A 19,916-nucleotide genomic window follows, 5' to 3' on the forward strand; every position below is an offset into this window, starting at 1 on the left:
TAGATATTGGAATATAGCAGATGCTATAACTCTCACTACATCTATCTAGAGTTATAGAGGTTGTAAGTTGATGATTATGTACTACATCAACTATTAGGCAACTTATTTAAGCTAGTAATAGAGTTGTTTCAATCTAGGGAATGAAAACATGAGGGTTTGGCTTGCCTGCTTTTTAGTGCTGTTTGCTTTGGCGGAACTGTTTGACTGGTTAAAAAAATTTAATTTGCCATTACCTATCTATATTTTGGGTGGCGCTTTTTTAGCTGTTGCTTCTAACTATGATAAGATATTCGACTCCTATTTTGCTGATTCAAGCATTGAAGCATCACTCGAACAATCCAAGTTAGATTCACTAACCCCATCTACTAATCCTATTTCTTTCCCAGTTGCCAGTCCTGTTGAAGATGCTCAAACATCTCAAACGGATGATTAGCTGCATAGCGCGTAGGCGTAGCCCGTCGTAGACATCGCTTATCTAATCTCTAAGCAGCAACTAAACTGCTACATTGATATAGAAGCTCAGGTTAATCAGCTTTTAACCTAGAGTCAGAAAACTAACTTTTGCGCCTGCAACATCTACCCAATTCAGGCTACCGCCGCAACGCCGTGATTAGTGGACTATTAGAAAAATTCCGTGCGCCTTTTGTCAAAGTTCAGGATTCCCGTGAAACTTCCAAGAGCAAAAGCTGGTTGCAAATGATTTTAGTTACCAGTGTAGGAGTCACCGCCTTTATCTGGGGAGTTCGGGAACTCAAATGGTTGCAGCCTTGGGAGTTGAGAGTTTATGATCAAATGTTGCGATCGCGTCCATCAGAAGCACCTAAACGGCGGATTTTGCTAGTAAAAATCACTGACGAGGATCTTAAACTAGATAAATGGACTATATCAGATCGTAGAATCAATCAGCTATTAAAAAAAATAGAGTCTTATCAACCGCGAATTATTGGTTTATATCTTTTCCAACCAGAAAACAACTATTTGGCGGCTAATTTGCAAAATCAAGATAACATCTTCAGCACCTGTTTATTCAACACCTTGGGTAAAGATGAAATTCCACCACCGCCAAATTTTCCTATAGATAATGTTGGGTTTAGCAATGTGGTTGCTGACAATGAAAACGACCAAATTCTCCGCCGCAGTTTGTTATTTGTTCACTCTCCAGAAAAAAAATGTACAACATCATTTGCATTTGGTGCGCTCATAGCAATTAATTATTTAGATAAACAAGGCATTAAATATGACTTTACTAATAAAGGAGATTTTCAGTTAGGTAAAATCCTCTTTCCGCGTTTACAAGCTAATTCCGGTAGTTACGAACATCTGGATACAGATGGCTATCAAATATTATTAAATTACCATCACCCCAACAGCCTTGCTGACGAAGTAACCCTCACACAAGTCCTCAATGGACAAGTCAAACCCAGTTTAATCAAAGATCGCCTTGTAATTATTGGCACTACAGCAGCTAATTTCCCTCAAAGTAGCTTTTATACACCCTACAGTGCTTTGCCAGATCAACCACCTAGAATGCCTGCTCTGTTTATTCATGCACAGATAGCAAGTCAACTGATCAGTACAGTGTTAGATGGGCGACCTATAATTTGGTATTGGCCAGACTGGGCGGAACTTATTTGGGTGTGGGGCTGGTCGCTTTTAGGTGGGATTATAACATGGCGGTGGCAAAATCCGTTGCTGTTGCTAGTGGTGGGAGGGACAACTCTACTTGGCTTAGTAGTAATCTGCGTTACTTTGTTTTTGCAAGGCGGATGGATACCATTAGTTCCCTCTGCTTTGGCTTTGGTGATTAGTAGCATTTGTGTGATTGCTTATACTAGCTACCAAAATCAGCGACAAACTCAGGTGATTATTCTGCAAGTTGAAAAACAACAAGAAGCGATGTCTACGACGGGCTACGCCTACGCTCAATTAAATGTACTCTTAGAAGATAAAACAGCACTTCCCGACTCATATCTTGATTTTCCTCCCCCAGTTGATTCACCAGAAAGAAAATCAGGTGATTTGCTTTTGGGTGGACGCTACAAAATCTCTCAAATTCTCGGTGCAGGTGGATTTTGCCGCACTTATTTAGCACAGGATACTCAACGCCCAGGTAATCCGATTTGCGTAGTTAAAAAGTTAATGCCAGCCCGTCAAGATACACGATTTTTGCAAGTTGCTCGCAGGTTGTTTAATAGTGAAGCTGAAATATTACAATCTTTGGGTAAACATCATCAGATTCCCGAACTACTTGCTTATTTTGAAGATAATCAAGAATTTTATTTGATTCAACAATATATCGAGGGACATACCCTAAGTGAAGAATTACCACCTGTGCGGAATGTGCAGAACGAATCATTTGTGATTGAAATGCTCAAACAAGTTTTAGAAGTTCTAGAATTTGTTCACCAGCATCGAGTGATTCATCGTGATATCAAACCGACTAATATTATTAGATGCGCTGAAGATAATCGGTTGGTATTGATTGACTTTGGTGCTGTCAAATTGATGCAACCGCCAAGTAGTGAGCAAACAGAATTAGCCACAGTAGCCATCGGGACACGGGGTTATGCACCTCCAGAACAATTTGCCGGTCATCCGCGCTTATGCAGTGATATTTACGCTTTAGGAATGATTGCCATTCAAGCCATAACTGGGATACCACCCCAAGACCTCCACCCAGAGCCAGAAACTGGTAATATTATGTGGCGGCAAACGGTGCAAGTGAGTGAAGAATTAGCGGCAATTTTAGATAAAATGGTTTGTTATCATTTTAGCGATCGCTATCAATCAGCCGCCGCAGTTTTACAAGATTTAAAACGTCTGTAGCCCTAATACAGTTCGGTTAAGGTTATTGGTGGATGTTATGGTGTGTAGAGACGTTGCAATGCAACGTCTCTACAAGTGTTATCGATAGATACTTAGTTATTAATGTTATGTATTTTTAGCCCATACTGACCTTGTTTTTCTATAATCTGAGTCAATATTTTGTGGCAATGACAGTCACTTTCACATTGATGTAATATGTCTTGTGGAGCAATTGAACTAGAACCTAAAGCCAGACATATTTTTTCAGTACAAGTAAGCTTAAAATAGTCTCTTAAATTACTTTGGGCGGGCAATTCGTTAATTTGATAATTTGTTAAAGGTTCAATAAACCCTAATACTCGTAAATGTCTCAATTGTTGTTCACACGATTGTTCTTTTTTATACGGAAACTGTCTTCTATCTTTTTCAGCATTAAATAAATTTTCCAGAGTTATTCGCTCTCCATCGTCTAGCAAGTAGTCAAAAAACTTTCTTTGGTTTTCATCATCTTCTATTAAAGTTCCTAGTAAGGCTAAAGCTTTTGACTCCTTTTGATTAGCTTCTATATTAGCTTTAATTTTACTATTTACTAGGTTTAATTCTACTCCATTGCTACCAAATTGTAATTTTTCTAGTCTTTCAAGAACTGAAGAATTTAACAATAATACAATTGTTAAAAGTCCTACTTCTGTTGGATCTAATCGCTGATTTTTCTCAAGTCCTTCAGCTGGAATAAAAAATAAGTAACCTAAAACCAAAATACTTATTATCCTGAAGCCAATATTGACGAAATCGCTGAGTTTAGGCTGAAAAGAATTTTTAATGTTTTCAAAATTGTTCTGATTCATGCTACATTATTCTCTGAATATAATTGACTTTTGTTTTAGATAAAGTAATTGCTCACAAGTAGGTTTAAAAAACTAAATAGCTAGTTACATCGAAAAATGACATAGCTTATTAACCTGTTATTATCTCTAGAATACATGAAGATATTTAGCTCAACTTATTGCAGAACTGATAACAGTTTATTTTTCATGGGATCTGGAAAACCTCACTTCTATTTCTTTCTCCTTTTAGGAGAAAGACTTTAAATTTTCCCCCTTAGAGCGTCGGTAAGAGAGTTAGGTTTGTCGTGGGTTTCTCCACATGAGTTAAACCACAATGAGCAAAAACTAATACCATTTAAATTGATGATTGCAACATATCGTTGGATAAAGACGCGATTCATCGCGTCTCTACAAATGGTCTATTTGTCCCATTCTTTTTTCAAATTGGTATAACACTTTATGTCTACATCCTGAAGCTATAGTTTTTCGGATATCTTCCCAAATTTCTGATTAACACTTATGACAATACTCCTCGGTTGAGCCTAAGCGTTACCCAACGAATAGCAAAATACCATTTTTTCCTACAACAGCCTTCTTGTGGAGCGTTGTTGCCGGAGTGCGAACCAGTATAATAGCCTGGATGTTCTTTAAAAAATTCGCCGCTAATAACTCTTTCCTTAGCGTCCTCAGCACGGCAGTTGCTTCTCCCAAGGGGAGACGCTGCGCGAACAAGTCCCGCCCAACGCACTGCCTCGTCCTTTGCGGTTCGATATCCTAAACCATGTCCACTCAACCCATAATCCAAAGCATATACACCGATGGTGCTTGCACCGGAAACCCTGGCCCTGGCGGTTGGGGAGTTGTCGTCTACTTCAGCGATGGTTCAATCCACGAAATGGGCGATGCATCCCCTCATACCACTAATAATAAAATGGAAATGCAAGCTGCGATCGCAGCCCTCCAATTCCTGCAAACATCTCAACAAACCCAGCCCATCATCCTTCATACCGATAGCGAATACCTAATTAACTGCGTTACCAAGTGGGTGAAAGGCTGGAAAAAGAAAGGCTGGAAAAAGTCAGATGGTAAACCCGTTCAAAACCAAGAGCTTTTGGAAACTCTCGATGAACTTAATACCCAACAAGTAAAATGGCAACACGTTAGGGGACATTCTGGTAACATAGGTAACGAACGTTGTGATGCGATCGCTCGCACATACGCCAGTGGTAAAATTCCTTCGCTACAACAATTAATACCGACAAATTTTTATAAATCTTTACCTTGCGAAAATGAACTAAATGTAGCAAAAGTAGCTGATTATGAAAACAACTCTCGAATAACTAACCAAAGTCCGCAACAAATCAGTACTTCTGCACCAGAAATAACCGTTATGGAACCATCTACTGGGCCAACTGCGGCCGCAACCGATGAAAAAGCGCCAGAAATGAGGGTTTCACAACTCCGCAGCTTGGTCGAAACTCTGCGTATCGCTGACGAAATTTCAGAAAAAGGCTACTTAATCACCAGTTCTGAGTTAGCAGACTTGATGGATGTCCACGCCAGCGCTGTTACCAGTCGGGGAGATCAATGGCGCTGGCGAAACTGGATTGTGTCACGGGTACGCCGTGAAGGAAATCAAATTCTTTGGGAACTGGAACGCGGGGATCAAGTAGGAGGTGAAGAGGAGTGAGGGAGTTATGAGTTATGAGTTATGAGTTATGAATTTTTAACTCCTCACTCTTAACTCCTAACTCCTAACTATATTTCCGTCCCCGCCACTCGCGTGGCTTGCGGAACGCAGACAAGAAGATTCGCAGCACAGCTAAGGGATCAGCAAAAGGGGAAAGCCAGAATAACCATGAGCCTTTTGCGCTTTTGCGATCGTAAGAAGGTGCGATCGCAATTAGCATAGCAAAGCGAATTACCACCAAGAATAAATTTAGTCCTAGCAGAAGAAGTGGGGGAGTGGGTAACGCGATTAATCGCGTCTGTAGCGAATACGAGAGTGGGGAAGAAATCAACAAAAAAGTAAGGACTATTAAAAGGGGTAGACCTTGAACAGATGTGAGTAGCCATAAATCTCCCCACAACTGCGAACGAGAAGTTGCATCTTTGAGATCAAGACTCCGCCCCCATTCCTTCCACGTCTCCATCGCCCCTTCATACATCCGTACTTTTAGCACCTTTGCGCCATCTAAAAAGCCTACCTTATACCCTTGAATAGCAATATTTCGCGCCAAAGTGACATCATCACAAAAAGAACTACTCGCACTGCTATAGCCACCCACAGCAGCTAAAACGGAGCGGCGACACAAAAAACACTGCCCATTTGCCATCACCCGTTCTGGCTGCTCTGTATTGATCCCAGCCGGGTCAAATCGGTAAAGCAGAGTCATCAACAAAGCCGGTTGTAGCCAGCACTCTCCTGGATATTTGAGAATGAATTGGGGTGAAAGGGAAACGAGATCATAGCCCTGTGCTTCGGCTGTCTTCACCAAACCAGCAACCAAACCAGGATGCGGTTGAATATCAGCATCCAGTCCCAGAAACCACTGACTACACTCAGAGCTAAATAGAAAACCGTTATGCAACGCCCAAGGACGCCCCACCCAACCAGGGGGCAAGGGGTCATCTGTCATCACGCGAAAGCGCGGATCTTTCTGCTGCGTCGCTTTTACCAAGTCGGGTGTACCATCAACAGACTTGCTGTCTACAACAATAATTTCCCGAACTTCGTAGCTTTGATGACTTAAACCAGCCAACAGAGGGCTAATGCGAAGCGCCTCGTTCAGCGTGGGAACGACGACGCTAACCTTACCCAAAAGCTCCAGTGTCGGCTGTTGCGGTTCTATTGGAGGAAGGCGTCTTGGCCCCTTTAGCAGGCGCGAAAATAGAATCGCCGTTGCTGGTACTTGAATAAGTAGCAATAAAAGGGAAATGGCACTTTCTACTATTAAAGCGTTGTCTACTGTTGTCAAAATACTTATCAATTAAAATCGCGGCTATACAAAACAAATGGGCATTGGGGATGGGGAAGAGGCAGAGGGGGAGGGGGAAGGGTGCAGAGGAGAGGAATTTTTTCCCCCTGCTACCTGCTCCCTACTCTCCACTCTATAGACTTATTTCAAAGCAACTTTAACGCTTCTTGCGACCGAGACTTCCTTGTTTGCTGGTTCAACAGCAACTGGAATAGGAGTGGTTGAACTGCTTAACCACAGAGCCACGGCGGGAACTACACCAAGGAATAAACCGAGCAACACTGGGATTGAGAACCCAGCGGCCAAGCTTAGTCCGGCGGCAAAGGCAAAGTTAGTTAAATAAACGACTAAGGGTAGATTAAGTTGCGATCGCTCTAATTTAATCGAAGCGTTTCTCCACAACAATCCTGCTACAGTCATAAACAGGGCACTAGTACCAAACCAACCTGCATAGTTCTGGTAAGGTGTGCCAAAGAAAGCTCCTGGGTGTTCCCAATACCAAAAAGGTAGAGAAGTTTGACTCATCGCTGGCTCAAGGGCAAAATCCCAGCAAGTGAAGAGTAAAGCACCAACGGCTATAGCTGCAATATGGCGTCCCCAACTAGGTTTTTGTGCCACTTTCAAACCAGTTCTCGCAATTAAATAAGAGGACAGCCCAACATAGAACCAAGATAAAGGAATTGTGAAAGGAACTAGCCCCGCAATCTTATAACCCAAGCCACTTAAGTAGCTATAATCACCAAATGGAAAACCCGTGCTGGTTCCCAGTAGTTCACTACCCAAGGAAATAAACATAGCCGGCAGCATAAATGCTAGCCAAGTTCCTAATCCCAGCGTTCGGTAGGCATAAATAGAGACAGCTATTGTCCCCAAGATGATATCAACTACACCGCCACCTGCCATACTTAACTGTACGGCAGTTTCTCCAACCTGCGATAAGTTGAAAAGTATTTCGGCATTAGGTACGACCAGTAGCATCCCTACCAGTCCAAAGGCTTTTGACACGATATGACCAATCAGGCATACGCGTTCAGCAATAACAAGTTGTCTCATGATAATTCCTTAACAAGATGTGACACGCGGCTACTCGGCTGCTAACAGTTTACAAATGTTTAACAACATATTTAAATACTTTGTACCGCAATTCTCTACAAACTTGTTTGGCTTTTTTAGGAAGAGCATAACAGCCTACTGATTGAAGCTATAAGAAAGAAATATGATGATAAACTTACCATTCTAAGCTATATAGTCAAAATCTGTATAATTTCATCTGCAAAAACTCCTGGTTTTTTGTCCCACTGATACACGTATGATGAACAACTCCTTCCATACAAGTATCTCCTTGAGGCAGGACAAGCATCAGAGATTAAGAAAGCCCTACAGTATAGTGTGAAGAATGACACATTTATCCCAAAAAATCACGGCAGTGGCTACTAGGTATACCGTAATCTAGAGGTTGTCGATGAACAACTTCTAACTTAATGACTAACAGACGGGAATTTTTCAAAGGGGTGGCAGCGCTTTCTGGCTTATCTTTAGCTGGTTGTGGCTGGAGGCTAGCTGAAGTCCGTGCTAATTCTAATACTTCGGGTCAACGTGACCAACTTTATATCTTTACCTGGACGCAATATACCGACAACCAATTATTGAAAACCTTTAGCACCCAAACCGGCATGAAAGTGCTAGCGGATGTGTATGATTCCAATGATGTCATGCTAGCTAAATTGCAAGCTGGAGGCGGTGGCACTTACAGCATCATCTACCCATCCGATTATATGGTGCAGAAGATGGTAAACAAAGGTTTATTAACAGAAATAGATCACGATCGCTTAATCGGTTTAGAGAATTTATTCCCCCGATTTCAAAATCCTAGCTATGACCCGAATAATCGATATAGCATCCCTTTTAACTGGGGGACAACAGGTTTACTTTACAATTCCGAAAAAATCAAAGATGCACCACAAGACTGGGATTACCTTTGGCGAAACCAAAAGCAACTTAATCAGCAGATGACCTTGCTCAATGATGTTCGAGAAGTGATGGGTGCAACGTTACGGATGCTAGGTTACTCTTACAACTCAAAAAATGAACAAGAAATCAAACAAGCTTATGAAAAGTTGAAAGTGCTAAAACCTGCGATCGCACGTTTTGACACAGACGCTTGGCAAAATCAAATTCTAGCAGGAGATTTACTATTGGCAATGTGCTATTCAGCAGATGCGGTGAGAATCTCTCAAGAAAACCCTAAACTCAAATATGTAATTCCTCGCAGTGGTTCTTCTTTATGGACAGACACTATTGTAATTCCTAAAACAGCCCCTAATTTAGCTGGAGCCTATGCTTGGATTAACATGATTTTGCAACCAGAATTAGCAGCCCAAGTCAGTCAACGTTTGAATATTTCTACGCCTAATAGTACTGGATTTGAGCAATTGCCAAAAACAATCCAAAACAATACTAATTTATTTCCCTCAGAGTCACTTTTAGCAAATTGTGAACGTGTTACTCCTGTAGGAGAATTTGAAGACGTTTACGATCGCTATTGGACTCAATTAACTAGTGGGTAAAATAGGAGAGACGTACAAGAGTTAGGAGTTAGGAGTGATGAATTTTCAAAAAAGTGATATTTATAAAATACAAGAATTGCATCATCCACGAGCGAATTGGCTACAACCTTTGGTATTACTTGCACCATCTGGGATTTGGTTATTACTTTTGTTGGTGCTGCCAACTTTGATCATTTTCCAGTTAAGTTTAGTTGCAGACATCCGGCCAGGAGATTTGGTCAATCCTAACGGATTCAAAAACTACATTAGAATATTTGACCCTCTTTATGTGCAAGTAATTGTGCGATCGCTATTTTTTGCATTTGGCACTACAATAATTTGTTTAATTTTGGGCTTCCCCGTCGCCTATTGGATTGCTCAAATAGCGCCGCAGCGTTGGCGGAATTTGCTGCTATTAGGCTTTGTGTTGCCTTTGTGGACTTCCTCGTTACTTCGTTCTTATGCTTGGATTACAATTCTTCGTCCTACTGGTTTGTTGAACAGTTTACTCAGCAATTTAGGCTTGCCTACTTTGGAACTACTAAACCAGAGTCAAGCTGTATTTATTGGCATGAGTTACAGCTTGTTACCCTATATGGTTTTAATTTTATATGCTTCTCTCGAAAAACTAGACAAGCGCTTGCTAGAAGCGGCGGCTGATTTAGGTGCAAATCCGGTGGAAACTTTTTGCCAAGTAACCGTACCGCAAATTTTTCCTGGAATTGCGGCTGCTTCCATGCTTGTATTTATCACAGGCTTAGGGGATTTTGTCGATCCAGAATTACTTGGTGGTGCTTCTAGTATGACGGCGGCGCGGTTAGTTTATAACCAGTTTCTGGGAGCAACGCAAAATTGGGGATTTGGTTCAGCTTTAAGTATGACGTTAATTTTGCTTGTTAGTATTGCGATCGCACTTTTAATTAAGTTTGGTGAGACTGCACCCAAACGTTAAACTTTTCGTCACTCATATATAATAAGGGCATCAAACGCCAGCGAGACAACGGTTATGCTCTCACCTGATCTCAAAAATGCGTTACCAACTACTGATGAACTTCCCTGTTCAGACGATACGCCAGTGGATAACGAAGATCAAAATTTTTTGCCCAATATTTTACTCTTCTTACTCAACTCCATTTGGGCAAATCGTATGGATTGGTACTTCGGAGTAGATATGGGATTATATCACACCACAGGAGTAAATCCCAGAGTACCTGTAGTGCCAGATGCTTTTTTAAGTGTGGGAGTAGAGCGAAAAAAGGGTGGCAAATCACGCAAAAGTTACGCGGTTTGGGAAGAAAATGGGGTAGTTCCAATATTCACATTAGAAATGGTATCCCACACCCCCGGAGGTGAATACGACGAGAAGCTAGATATATATAAAAAACTCGGTGTATTGTACTACGTAATTTATAACCCTGAGTTTTGGCGACGCGACCAACATCAACCCTTTGAAGTGTATAAGTTAATAGAGGGAAACTACCAACTACAAATAGGTGAACCTTATTTAATGCCAGAGGTGGAGTTAGGTATTGGGCGACACCAAGCTGTAATTGCTGGGATACAACAGGAGTTTTTATGTTGGTATGATGAGCGAGGAAATCGCTATTTGACAGATGCAGAACAAGCACAACAAGAGCGACAAAGGGCTGAACAGTTAGCGCAGTATTTACGTTCTCTAGGTGTAGATCCAAATAATCTACCTGGTAATTAAGGTGATCGCATTTTCTAAAATATCAAACCGCTACGCGAGAGCCATTAGTCATTTGACACGGTGACTAAATGATTTAAATCATCTGTAGTAATATTAATTAACTCCTTAATTGTAGAAAGAAACTCATGCTCTAAATAAGGCTTAGTCAAGTAAGCCTTTGCACCCAATTCTTGAGCAAGCTGGCGATGTTTTTCAGCGCTGCGAGATGTGAGAATCATTACAGGTATTTTTGCTAAATTGGGGTATTGACGGAAATTGCCCAACAACTCAAAACCATTCATTCGTGGCATCTCTAAATCGGAGATGACAACTTGTATTTCTGGATGTAAGTGTAACTTTTCTAAAGCTTCTACACCATTTTGAGCCTGTATTACTTGATAACCGGATTTTTGCAGTGTGAGAGAGATAGTTTGGCGCAGACTAATTGCGTCATCTACTACTAAAACAACTTTCGGTAATTTATTATCTGGCTCTTGAGAATAACTGGGTTGGCTTTCTTTTGGTGAATTATAATCTGACTCTTGAGAGTAACTGGATTGGGTTTCTATAGGTGAATTATAATCTGACTCTTGAGAGTAACTGGGTTGGGTTTCTATAGGTGAATTATTATCTGGCTCTTGAGAGTAACTAGGTTGGGTTTCTATAGTTGTTGTGGAAGTAGATGCAGCAAGTAATGGTGTAGATGAAAAAGTCTGTCCTGATATCGCTAAGGCTTTTTTATTTGACAAAGAAGGTACTGGTAGCGCCATGACATCAAGTGTTGTTTGTTGAAGTTCACTAGATACCAGCAATGAAGCATCAATCACTAAGATGAGATTACCATTAGCTAAACTACTACAACCATAAATGTATTTTGGCGGTGCGATCGCATTTCCTAAAGGTCTGATTACCAGTTCTTGTTCACCAATTATTTGGTCTACTTCTAAAGCAAATCTTCCCTGATTTCGTCGTAGCAAAAGCACCGGATTTTTCGCTACGCTTGGATCATGATTACTTGATGTGTTGTATAAAGTATCATTATTAAAGCATGAGTCATTATAATTAATCAACTTTGAAAGTTGACGGAGGCTGACCATAGTTTCATCATCGTCTGTACTCAAATGTAAGACTTTTGTACCTTCAATTTCTCTAATCTGCTGCTCAGAGGGAATCAATATTTTTTCGATACTGTCCAAAAGAAGAGCATAAACAACACCTTTGGCTTGAACTAGCATTAATTTTTCAGTAGTCATAGAAAAAGGAATTTTGAGTATGAATATTGTTCCTTGGTTGGGTAAGGATTGAACTGAAATTGAACCATTAAGTGCGTTCATCTGAGTCCGCACGATATCTAACCCCATACCACGCCCAGAGATTTCACTTACTTTAGCAGCAGTAGAAAATCCAGGTGAAAATATCATATCTAACAATTCAGATTCAGCCAGATTATAAGCATAGGTGATAGTTTTTTCTTCACTTTGTATGGAATACAATTCAGCAGCTTTTCTGCGAATTCTGTCTAAATTTAATCCCTGTCCATCATCCCGAACCTCAATAACAGTTTGGCTACCCTGATGATAGGCGCGGATTTCGATTAACCCTTGTTCTGGTTTACCAAGCTCTCGGCGAAGTTGCGGAGCTTCAATACCGTGGTCAAAAGCATTACGTACTAAATGTAACAAGGGATCGTACAGCTTTTCTGCGATCGCTTTATCAACTAGTACTTCAGTACCACTAAGTTTCAATTCTACAAGTTTGGCATGAACATTCCCCAACTTATTTACCATGTGGGGGAAGCGATTCAGGATATTGCTTAAAGGCGACATTCGTGCCTCTACTAAGCTATCTATAATATTAAGAGTTAAATTTTCTTGTTTGTCACCAATTTGAGCAGCTTGCGTCATAAGCAAGTCAAGAGACTCTGTGGTTTCTTGTAATTGCAGTGTCTCTTCTATTGCTTCGTGCAATGTCATCTGGAAATCTGTATATACATCCATTTCTAAAGAGTCAAAATTCACTGCAAAATTTTGCGTTTGTTGTGAGGCGATATTTTGTCTTTGTAATGGTAAATCACGTAATTCATTTAAAGTTGTTTGGTGTCTAGTGAGTTGCTGGATTAATTGGTCAATTATTTCTTTGACTTGTTCATCTTGCAAACTATGCCGTTTTTGGTAAATCAACGATTCCCCAGCTAGATAATTAAGGTGTTGCAGCCTCTCTGTATCTACTCGAATAAATGAAGGTTGGCGAAAGTTTTTAGTTTGAACATACTCTGATTTCTCTTCTATTTTTTTGTTGATTTGTGTAGCTAAATCAGGCATGACTTCAATAGCTGTTTCAGGAGGATTTACAACTCCTTGCTCATTGACAGTTAATGAATCAAGCTTTACTGAAGAATCATCATTCGTGGTTGTCACCACTTGCTCTGTAAGGTTTTCGGTAGCTTCTTCTCCCCATATTGCTTCTAGTAGGTTCTCAGTTGTTTGAAAAGATACATTAGGTATTTCTTTAATAACTAAGAGCGTTTGTAACTTGGGACTATCAAGCCAGTTTTTCTCTTTGCTAGTAACAGGAGGATAGTTTTTATATTCTTGTGCTAATTTATGAATTCGCTTTTGTAATATTTTAATGACTGAGATGTAGCTGTCAGATTTATTAACAGAATACTCAAAGTTTGTGATAGCGAATAAGATGATTAGAATTATCCCATGTCGATAAATACAAAGGCTTTGACTATCTTCTTCATCTTGAACAAAATCAAGAAATTCTTTTAGCCAATTATCGATATAATTAAGTAGATTTTCTTTTTCTAATCTGGGAACCATTAAATCAAAGCTAAGCTCTGCCTCTGGTATTTGGCTCTCGTGATTAAACCAGCCAAAAATGTAGCGAATGACTTTTAAATAAAACTTGGCAGTTGTTGGCTTTACTGATTGGTTTTTATTATCATCAGATGTAATGATAAATTGGTAAAATTGTTCTTCTGAATTACTTTGTAATTCTTCAGAGAACTCATTATTTGCCACTGTCGTGAGTTTTTGCAAAGCTGGAGAAGTTTTTCCACCAGATGTGCGATCGCCTTCTAATACCAATTTTTGTGCTTGTTGCAAATCTGCAAGGGCAATTTCTGCAATTTGCTGCACCTGAGTGGGGTTTGCTTGCAGTGCTGACAGAATTGTTTGAGAAATTTCTCCCAATCCAGGTAAATTTAGAGATTCTGCTAAACCGAGAAACACCTCAGCTTGAGAATGTAAAAACTCGATAAATTCGTCATTACTTGGTGGATTGTTAACAGCTTCAGCAATACTGTTTATACGTTGCTCTACTCCCACTTCAAAAACGGACTGGACAATATCAAATCCCAATTCTTCAGAAGTGGGAATATGAGTCTCAGCACCAAATGCATCACCTAGCTTTTCTTGCAACTGTGCAAATACTGAGCTGGCTCGATGGAGCAATTCTTCATCATTAACAGTACTGCCGATTAACTCGGTATTTAATGCTATGCTAAGACACTCATAAGCTTGTAACAAAAGTGTTTGTAATTCGGCATCAACTACCACTTTTGGATTATATAGAGCCTTAAATACATCTTCTAAAAAATGGGCTATCATCTTAATTACTTCAAGCCCAACATTAGCAGCACCACCTTTAAGTGTATGAGTAGCCCGCATTAAATTATGAACTTTAGCAATGCTATAATCTTCCGATAAGCTAAATAGTTCTTGTTCAATAATTTGGACTAATTCTGGGGCTTCAGCCAGAAAGTAAATGTATCCTTGTTCGCGGATTTCATTATCTGTGATCATAAGTGGGGAGTGGGGAGTGGGGAGTGGGGAGTTAGGAGTTAGGAGTTAGGAGTTGGGAGTTAGGAGTTAAGAGTTGGGAGTTAGGAGTTAAGAGTTGGGAGTTAGGAGTTAAGAGTTGGGAGTTGGGAGTTGGGAGTTGGGAGTTGGGAGTTGGGAGTTGGGAGTTGGGAGTTGGGAGTTGATCAACCAATTGATTTTTCAGTTGTCTTAACTATTGAACTTAAAATCCGAATGATTTCGTCTGCATAGATTAGTTCATTGGTTAAATCAATATTTACTAGTTTGGACTGTTGTAGTAGACGTAGCCAGTATTTGGTTTCCCTAGCTTCTTTATATGCAATATACATTTTTGCCAAGAAATCCTTTCTACTCTGACCACCGCTAGCCTCTTCAACATTCGCGCCAATACTTGTCCCACTTCGTAGTAATTGCTTAGAAAGCACATATTCCCGTTGCTCTTGCAGTTTAATATATAGGTGAATAATTTCCAAAGCAAATTGAAAACTCTTCTGTTGAATAATGCTCTCTGCCAATTACTCTTCTCCTATCTTCAACTCAAAAGTTACAATTAATTAAGGTCAAAGCATTTTTAAATTTGTCAACAAAATAGTGATTTATCTAATCAATGCTTTAACCCAATAACTCCTAACTCCTAACTCTTAACTCCTAACTATTAACTCCCTACTCCCTATTCCCTACTTCACTTTAAACTTACTAGCAGTTGTTAATAGCTCTTGCGCCATCCCTGATAAATCTTGGAACACACTAGCAATTTCTTGAGATTCAGCAAAAGTCTTATTAGCAATTTCTGCTACATCTTGCATTGATTTTGTGACTGTTACAGATTGCGTCATTTGTTTTTGAGTCGCTGCGGTAATTCGCTCGATTAGCTGACTAATTTCGGCAGTTGCATAAACGATCGCATTCAAGTTTTGGCGAGTATCATTGACAAGATTTGTACCTTCTACTACCTGCTGAATACCAGTTTCCATTGCTACTGCTACTTCTCCGGTTTCTGCTTGAATCTCCTGGACTAATTTTTCTATTTCGATAGTTGCTGCTGCTGACTGGCGAGATAAAGAACGGACTTCATCAGCTACAACTGCAAAGCCTTTGCCATACTCACCTGCACGGGTGGCTTCAATGGCTGCATTCAAAGCCAGCACGTTTGTCTGTGTGGCAAAATTACCAATCAAATTAACCACTTTGGAGATTTTTTGCGAAGATTCACTGAGGCGTTTAATCTTCTTGCTGGTTTGAGCGACAGTTTCACGAATTCCTTGGATTGCTTTTACAGTTAAGTTCATCGCAGTATCGCCAGACTCAACAGTTTCATTGGCTTGTTGCACCGCTACTTGCACTAACTCAGCATTCGTAACCACAGCTTGAGTAGAGTCCACCATCTGTTGAATCTCACCTAAAGCTGCGGTAATTTCCTCAGATTGTTGTTGTGCTAAATTAGTCAGTCCCGTTAGTGAAGCCTCGCTGTTACCGGAAGTTTGAGCAACTTGTTGAGCAGCCCCCTGTACCTGAAGAACGATTTGCCGCAGTGCTTGCAGGGTATTATTGTAAGCATCGGCGATCGTGCCTAGTTCGTCTTCTGTAATGGGTGCGCGTACTGTTAAGTCGCCGTTGAGAGCAGGTCTAAGGGCTGTTAGCAGTTGAATAGATCGTTGTTGTAGTAACTCCTTGGCTGCCTTTTCTCGGGCTGCTGCTTCTGCTAATTTTGCTGACTGCGCTTCTACTTGTTGCAAATATTCGGTCTGTTGTAATGCGAGTCCTAACTGGCTACCAATACGTGCTAACAAAGTGACTTGCGATTCATCCCAATCACGAGTTGCAGAATTTTGATAAGCCCCTAGCAATCCCCACAATTGTTCCCCAGCAAATACAGGAACAATGATATAAGCTTTGACTTCAAACTGTTCTAATATCTCAATGTGGCAGGGGAAATGACCCATTTGATAAATGTCATTTACAACAAAGTTTTCACCTTGGGCATATCGACCTCCCTGAGTTTCTTGTAAGTGAGTATCTTCCCAGACGGTTTTGATATCTGGGCCTACCAGCTTTACCCAACCAGGGCCTGCTGACTCCGCTACAAATTCGCCACTCCAGTTAGGGTTGAAACGATAGACGGCGACGCGATCACATCGTAATAATTGCCGTACTTCTTGAGTAGTTATCTTGAAAATATCTTCCACATCTGAAGATTGCCGGATGCGGTTGCTGATCTTTGTGAGAGCTTTCTCTTGTTCTGCTAACTGAGCTAGTTTCTCAGATTTTACCCGTACTAATTCTAAATAGTCTATCTGTGATTTAGCTAGGGTAAATTGCAAACTAGTCTGAGCCAAAAAGTTAACTTCCCAAGTTTGCCAGTCACGAGGGCTAGAATTTTGATACGCTGCCAGCAAGCCCCACAATTTATCCCCGAAGAATATAGGAACAATTATGTAAGCTTTGGCTTCAAACTGCTCTAAAATCTCAATGTGGCAGGGAGCAAGCCCTACTTGATAGATGTCATTAACGACAAAGTTTTCACCTCTGACATACCTACCTCCCTGAGTTTCTTGCAAGTAGGTATCGTCTAAAACGGTTTTAATCTCAGGGCCTACCAGTTTTGTCCAACCAGTACCCACAGACTCAGCCACAAATTGGCCACCCCAGTCAGGGGTAAAGCGATAGACACTGACGCGATCGCATCGCAGTGATTGACGTACTTCTTGAGTAGTTGTTTTGAAGACACTATCTACATCTAAAGATTGGCGGATGCGGTTGACTATCTTAGTGAAAGCTTTCTCTTGTTCAACTATCTGAGCTAGTTGATCAGATTTCATCTGCGCTTGCTTTACATATTCTCTTTGTGATACGGCCACACCAAATTGCAAGCCAATCTGAGTTAAAAAGGTTTCTTCCCAAGGTTGCCAATCACGCGGCCCGGAATTTTGATAAGCTGCCAGCAAGCCCCATAATTTCTCTCCAGTGAATATGGGCGCAATGATGTAAGCCTTGATTTCAAACTGCTCTAAAATGTCAATGTGGCATTGAGCATGACCCATTTTATAGATGTCTTTGACCATAAAGCTTTCACCCTTGGCATAACGTCCTCCTTGAGTGTCTTGTAAGTGGCTATCTTCCCAGACCGTGTAAAAATCAGGGCCAACCAGTTTTGTCCAACTATTACCCACTGATTCAGAGACAAATTCGCCACTCCAATCAGCTTTGAAGCGATAGACACCGACGCGATCGCATCTTAGTAATTGACGTACTTCTTGAGTGGTTGTTTGGAAAATATTATCAAGATTTGATACCTGGAGAATTTTGTCGATAACTTTAGCTACCGATTTTTTTGCTAGTATCTGCTGTTGCTGTTCTTTTTGGAATTCAAAGCTCTGCAATTTGTAGGTCAGTTCTGTTGTAATTTGAGATAATAGGCTGATTTCTACCTCTTGCCACTGCCGCGTTGAGTAGCAATTATTTACTGCCAGTAACCCCCATACTTTACCTTCTACTACAATAGGTAAACTCAAACTAGCTTTAATTTGAAATTTATCTAGCAGTTGCTTTTGATAAGGGGTAAGTTGAATCTGACTGATATCGTCAATAACTACAGGTTCTATATAGTCTTGATTGGTATATAAACCAAAAATAATTCCGGGAATATTTTCGCCTAAAGTCGGTGTCCAACCTAGTGTTCTTGATTCTGCTAAAACATTACCTGAATCAAGGGAAGTAAACTGATAAATTAAGGCGCGATCGCAGCCAATTTTTTCTCTAATTTGCGCTACGGTAATTTTGAGTAGTATATCAAGGTCTGGCGCTTGGCGCATGTGCGTTGCGATGTCTTGCAACTGTCGCCGCCAAGTTTTAAATTCCTGAGCGATCGCGTTTAATAAGGATATTTCATTGCTAGGAATATTTGTTATATCAGCGCTTCCATTCAGATTTTCTACTTCCGAAATTAGATCCTGTTTTTCCTGGCTATTGCTATACAAAAATGTCATTAGATTGGCCTCAAGATTTGTTAAAGTAATAATTGATTATTAGTCAGTTAAAAAGGAACTAGTACTGCAATGCGGAAGTCAACAGTCCAAAAGCTTTAATTTCAGCCTTTATAGCTGTAATAAAATGCTAACTTTATTCCCGCCGAATTGTATTAGTATTTGCCTAAGAAAGATTAGGAATTGTTAAAACAATATGCCTAATCAACCACGAGCACCGTTCAATTATGATTTTTCCACATGGGAGCTTGGATAATTGTTATGGCATCCAAATTAAAAATCATATCTTCAGAATCATTAATAAAATATCCCTGTAAAAAAGGTGAGATTTTAGGATAAAATAATTCGCTAGTTGGGGGTTTCATTCGCTGAGTATCTAGCCATTCAATATCTATCAGTTTTCGCACCAATAGCCCCAAATACTTACCCTTATTTTCGAGAACAATCGCCATCATTTTTGAAAGTAAATTTGCTCCTTGCGAAATTGGAGGATAACCTAACATTGCCTCTAAATCTACTAGCCAAAGCATCTCACCGCGCCAGTTATAGATACCCAAGACGCTACTAGGCATTTGAGGAACGCCACATATTTCTGGTAATGATATTTGCAACACTTCTGTGATGTGTTGTAACGAAATTATCGCTGTATCCCTTACTCCCAAATTAAAACTTAAGAACTTTTCCTTAGTTTCCAAAATTATTTTCCTTTGTGCTTGATTATTGATCTTTAGCCACTATTTGCAGTATTATTTTCTTTTGTAGAGGTTCTAAATTAGAAATATAGACTTCTAGTTATTTGTGGATTTATCAAAGTTTTGCTAGCTAATTAATCGTTTTAAAACTACCGCTAGTTCTTCTCGGTCAATCGGTTTTGATAAATAACCATCAGCGCCCAACATATTACCCCAAATTTTATCTACATCACTATTTTTTGTTGAGCAAAAAACCACAGGTATTTTGCTAGTAGTGGGATTGTTTTTCAATTCTCGGCAAATTTCAAAGCCACTTTTACCTGGTAAAATTACGTCGAGAAATATTAGGTCTGGCTTATTTTTATCTATTTTGTCTTGAGCTTCTTCACTGCTTGTGGCACTAATCACAGAATAACCTGCCTGTTGCAAGTAACGACTGATTATTTCCATATCTGTTAAGCCATCTTCAACAACTAAAACAGTATTCATGGTAATTACCCGTTAAAATTTTAAGGATGTAAACAAATTAGAGATACAAATCCTAAATGATGCGTGGACAAAGACAATC

At 40.1% G+C, this 19,916-nt stretch carries 14 protein-coding genes; 6 read left to right on the forward strand and 8 right to left on the reverse strand.

Going from position 1 to position 19,916, the window contains the following annotated elements; genetic code table 11:
- Positions 1-148 precede the first annotated feature (148 nt).
- Both LC608_RS07550 and LC608_RS07555 read left to right on the forward strand, forming a co-directional pair.
- The gene (locus tag LC608_RS07550; protein WP_229552954.1) at positions 149-433 is read left to right on the forward strand and encodes a hypothetical protein; all 285 of its coding nucleotides are present in this window, start codon (positions 149-151) and stop codon (positions 431-433) included.
- 173 nt (positions 434-606) lie between these two features.
- Positions 607-2,826, forward strand: coding sequence for a CHASE2 domain-containing protein (locus LC608_RS07555; protein ID WP_229553237.1), 2,220 nt, complete (start codon positions 607-609; stop codon positions 2,824-2,826).
- A 92-nt stretch (positions 2,827-2,918) separates the two neighbouring features.
- On the opposite strand, the gene LC608_RS07560 is transcribed toward LC608_RS07555, so the two are convergent.
- Positions 2,919-3,653, reverse strand: coding sequence for a hypothetical protein (locus LC608_RS07560; RefSeq protein WP_229552955.1), 735 nt, complete (start codon positions 3,651-3,653; stop codon positions 2,919-2,921).
- 760 nt (positions 3,654-4,413) lie between these two features.
- Between LC608_RS07560 and rnhA the strand changes: the two genes are divergently transcribed.
- Entirely contained in the window at positions 4,414-5,322 is a 909-nt protein-coding gene (gene rnhA, locus LC608_RS07565; protein WP_229552956.1) for a ribonuclease HI, read from the forward strand.
- Positions 5,323-5,386: 64 nt separating this feature from the next.
- Here the strand turns inward: rnhA and cruG are convergent, their stop codons facing one another.
- Both cruG and cruF read right to left on the reverse strand, forming a co-directional pair.
- Positions 5,387-6,610 (reverse strand): 2'-O-glycosyltransferase CruG, encoded by a 1,224-nt coding sequence (cruG, locus tag LC608_RS07570; RefSeq protein ID WP_267871011.1) that lies wholly within the window; start codon positions 6,608-6,610, stop codon positions 5,387-5,389.
- 141 nt (positions 6,611-6,751) lie between these two features.
- Positions 6,752-7,663, reverse strand: a complete 912-nt coding sequence (cruF, locus tag LC608_RS07575; protein ID WP_229552957.1) for a gamma-carotene 1'-hydroxylase CruF — start codon at positions 7,661-7,663, stop codon at positions 6,752-6,754.
- A gap of 428 nt (positions 7,664-8,091) precedes the next feature.
- Between cruF and LC608_RS07580 the strand changes: the two genes are divergently transcribed.
- From LC608_RS07580 to LC608_RS07590, 3 genes are read left to right on the forward strand one after another with little or no spacing between them, the layout of a single operon-like run.
- The gene (locus LC608_RS07580) at positions 8,092-9,177 is read left to right on the forward strand and encodes a PotD/PotF family extracellular solute-binding protein (protein ID WP_229552958.1); all 1,086 of its coding nucleotides are present in this window, start codon (positions 8,092-8,094) and stop codon (positions 9,175-9,177) included.
- A 37-nt stretch (positions 9,178-9,214) separates the two neighbouring features.
- On the forward strand, positions 9,215-10,108 hold the full coding sequence (locus LC608_RS07585; RefSeq protein ID WP_229552959.1) for an ABC transporter permease: 894 nt from the start codon (positions 9,215-9,217) through the stop codon (positions 10,106-10,108).
- A gap of 54 nt (positions 10,109-10,162) precedes the next feature.
- Complete coding sequence (locus LC608_RS07590) at positions 10,163-10,867, forward strand: Uma2 family endonuclease (RefSeq protein WP_229552960.1); 705 nt, start codon at positions 10,163-10,165, stop codon at positions 10,865-10,867.
- A 44-nt stretch (positions 10,868-10,911) separates the two neighbouring features.
- On the opposite strand, the gene LC608_RS07595 is transcribed toward LC608_RS07590, so the two are convergent.
- The 5 genes from LC608_RS07595 to LC608_RS07615 all read right to left on the reverse strand — a co-directional run bounded on the left by LC608_RS07595 (position 10,912) and on the right by LC608_RS07615 (position 19,837).
- Positions 10,912-14,655, reverse strand: coding sequence for a hybrid sensor histidine kinase/response regulator (locus LC608_RS07595; protein ID WP_229552961.1), 3,744 nt, complete (start codon positions 14,653-14,655; stop codon positions 10,912-10,914).
- Between the two features lie 182 nt (positions 14,656-14,837).
- The gene (locus tag LC608_RS07600) at positions 14,838-15,188 is read right to left on the reverse strand and encodes a four helix bundle protein (RefSeq protein ID WP_109008585.1); all 351 of its coding nucleotides are present in this window, start codon (positions 15,186-15,188) and stop codon (positions 14,838-14,840) included.
- A gap of 162 nt (positions 15,189-15,350) precedes the next feature.
- Positions 15,351-18,659 (reverse strand): GAF domain-containing protein, encoded by a 3,309-nt coding sequence (locus LC608_RS07605; protein WP_229552962.1) that lies wholly within the window; start codon positions 18,657-18,659, stop codon positions 15,351-15,353.
- Positions 18,660-18,877: 218 nt separating this feature from the next.
- Positions 18,878-19,351: a chemotaxis protein CheW gene (locus LC608_RS07610; protein ID WP_229552963.1), complete on the reverse strand. Its 474-nt coding sequence runs from the start codon at positions 19,349-19,351 to the stop codon at positions 18,878-18,880.
- Positions 19,352-19,474: 123 nt separating this feature from the next.
- Positions 19,475-19,837 (reverse strand): response regulator transcription factor, encoded by a 363-nt coding sequence (locus LC608_RS07615; RefSeq protein ID WP_229552964.1) that lies wholly within the window; start codon positions 19,835-19,837, stop codon positions 19,475-19,477.
- Between the last annotated feature and the right edge of the window lie 79 nt (positions 19,838-19,916).

This window comes from Nostoc sp. XA010 (assembly GCF_020829625.1).
Classification (GTDB): domain Bacteria; phylum Cyanobacteriota; class Cyanobacteriia; order Cyanobacteriales; family Nostocaceae; genus Nostoc.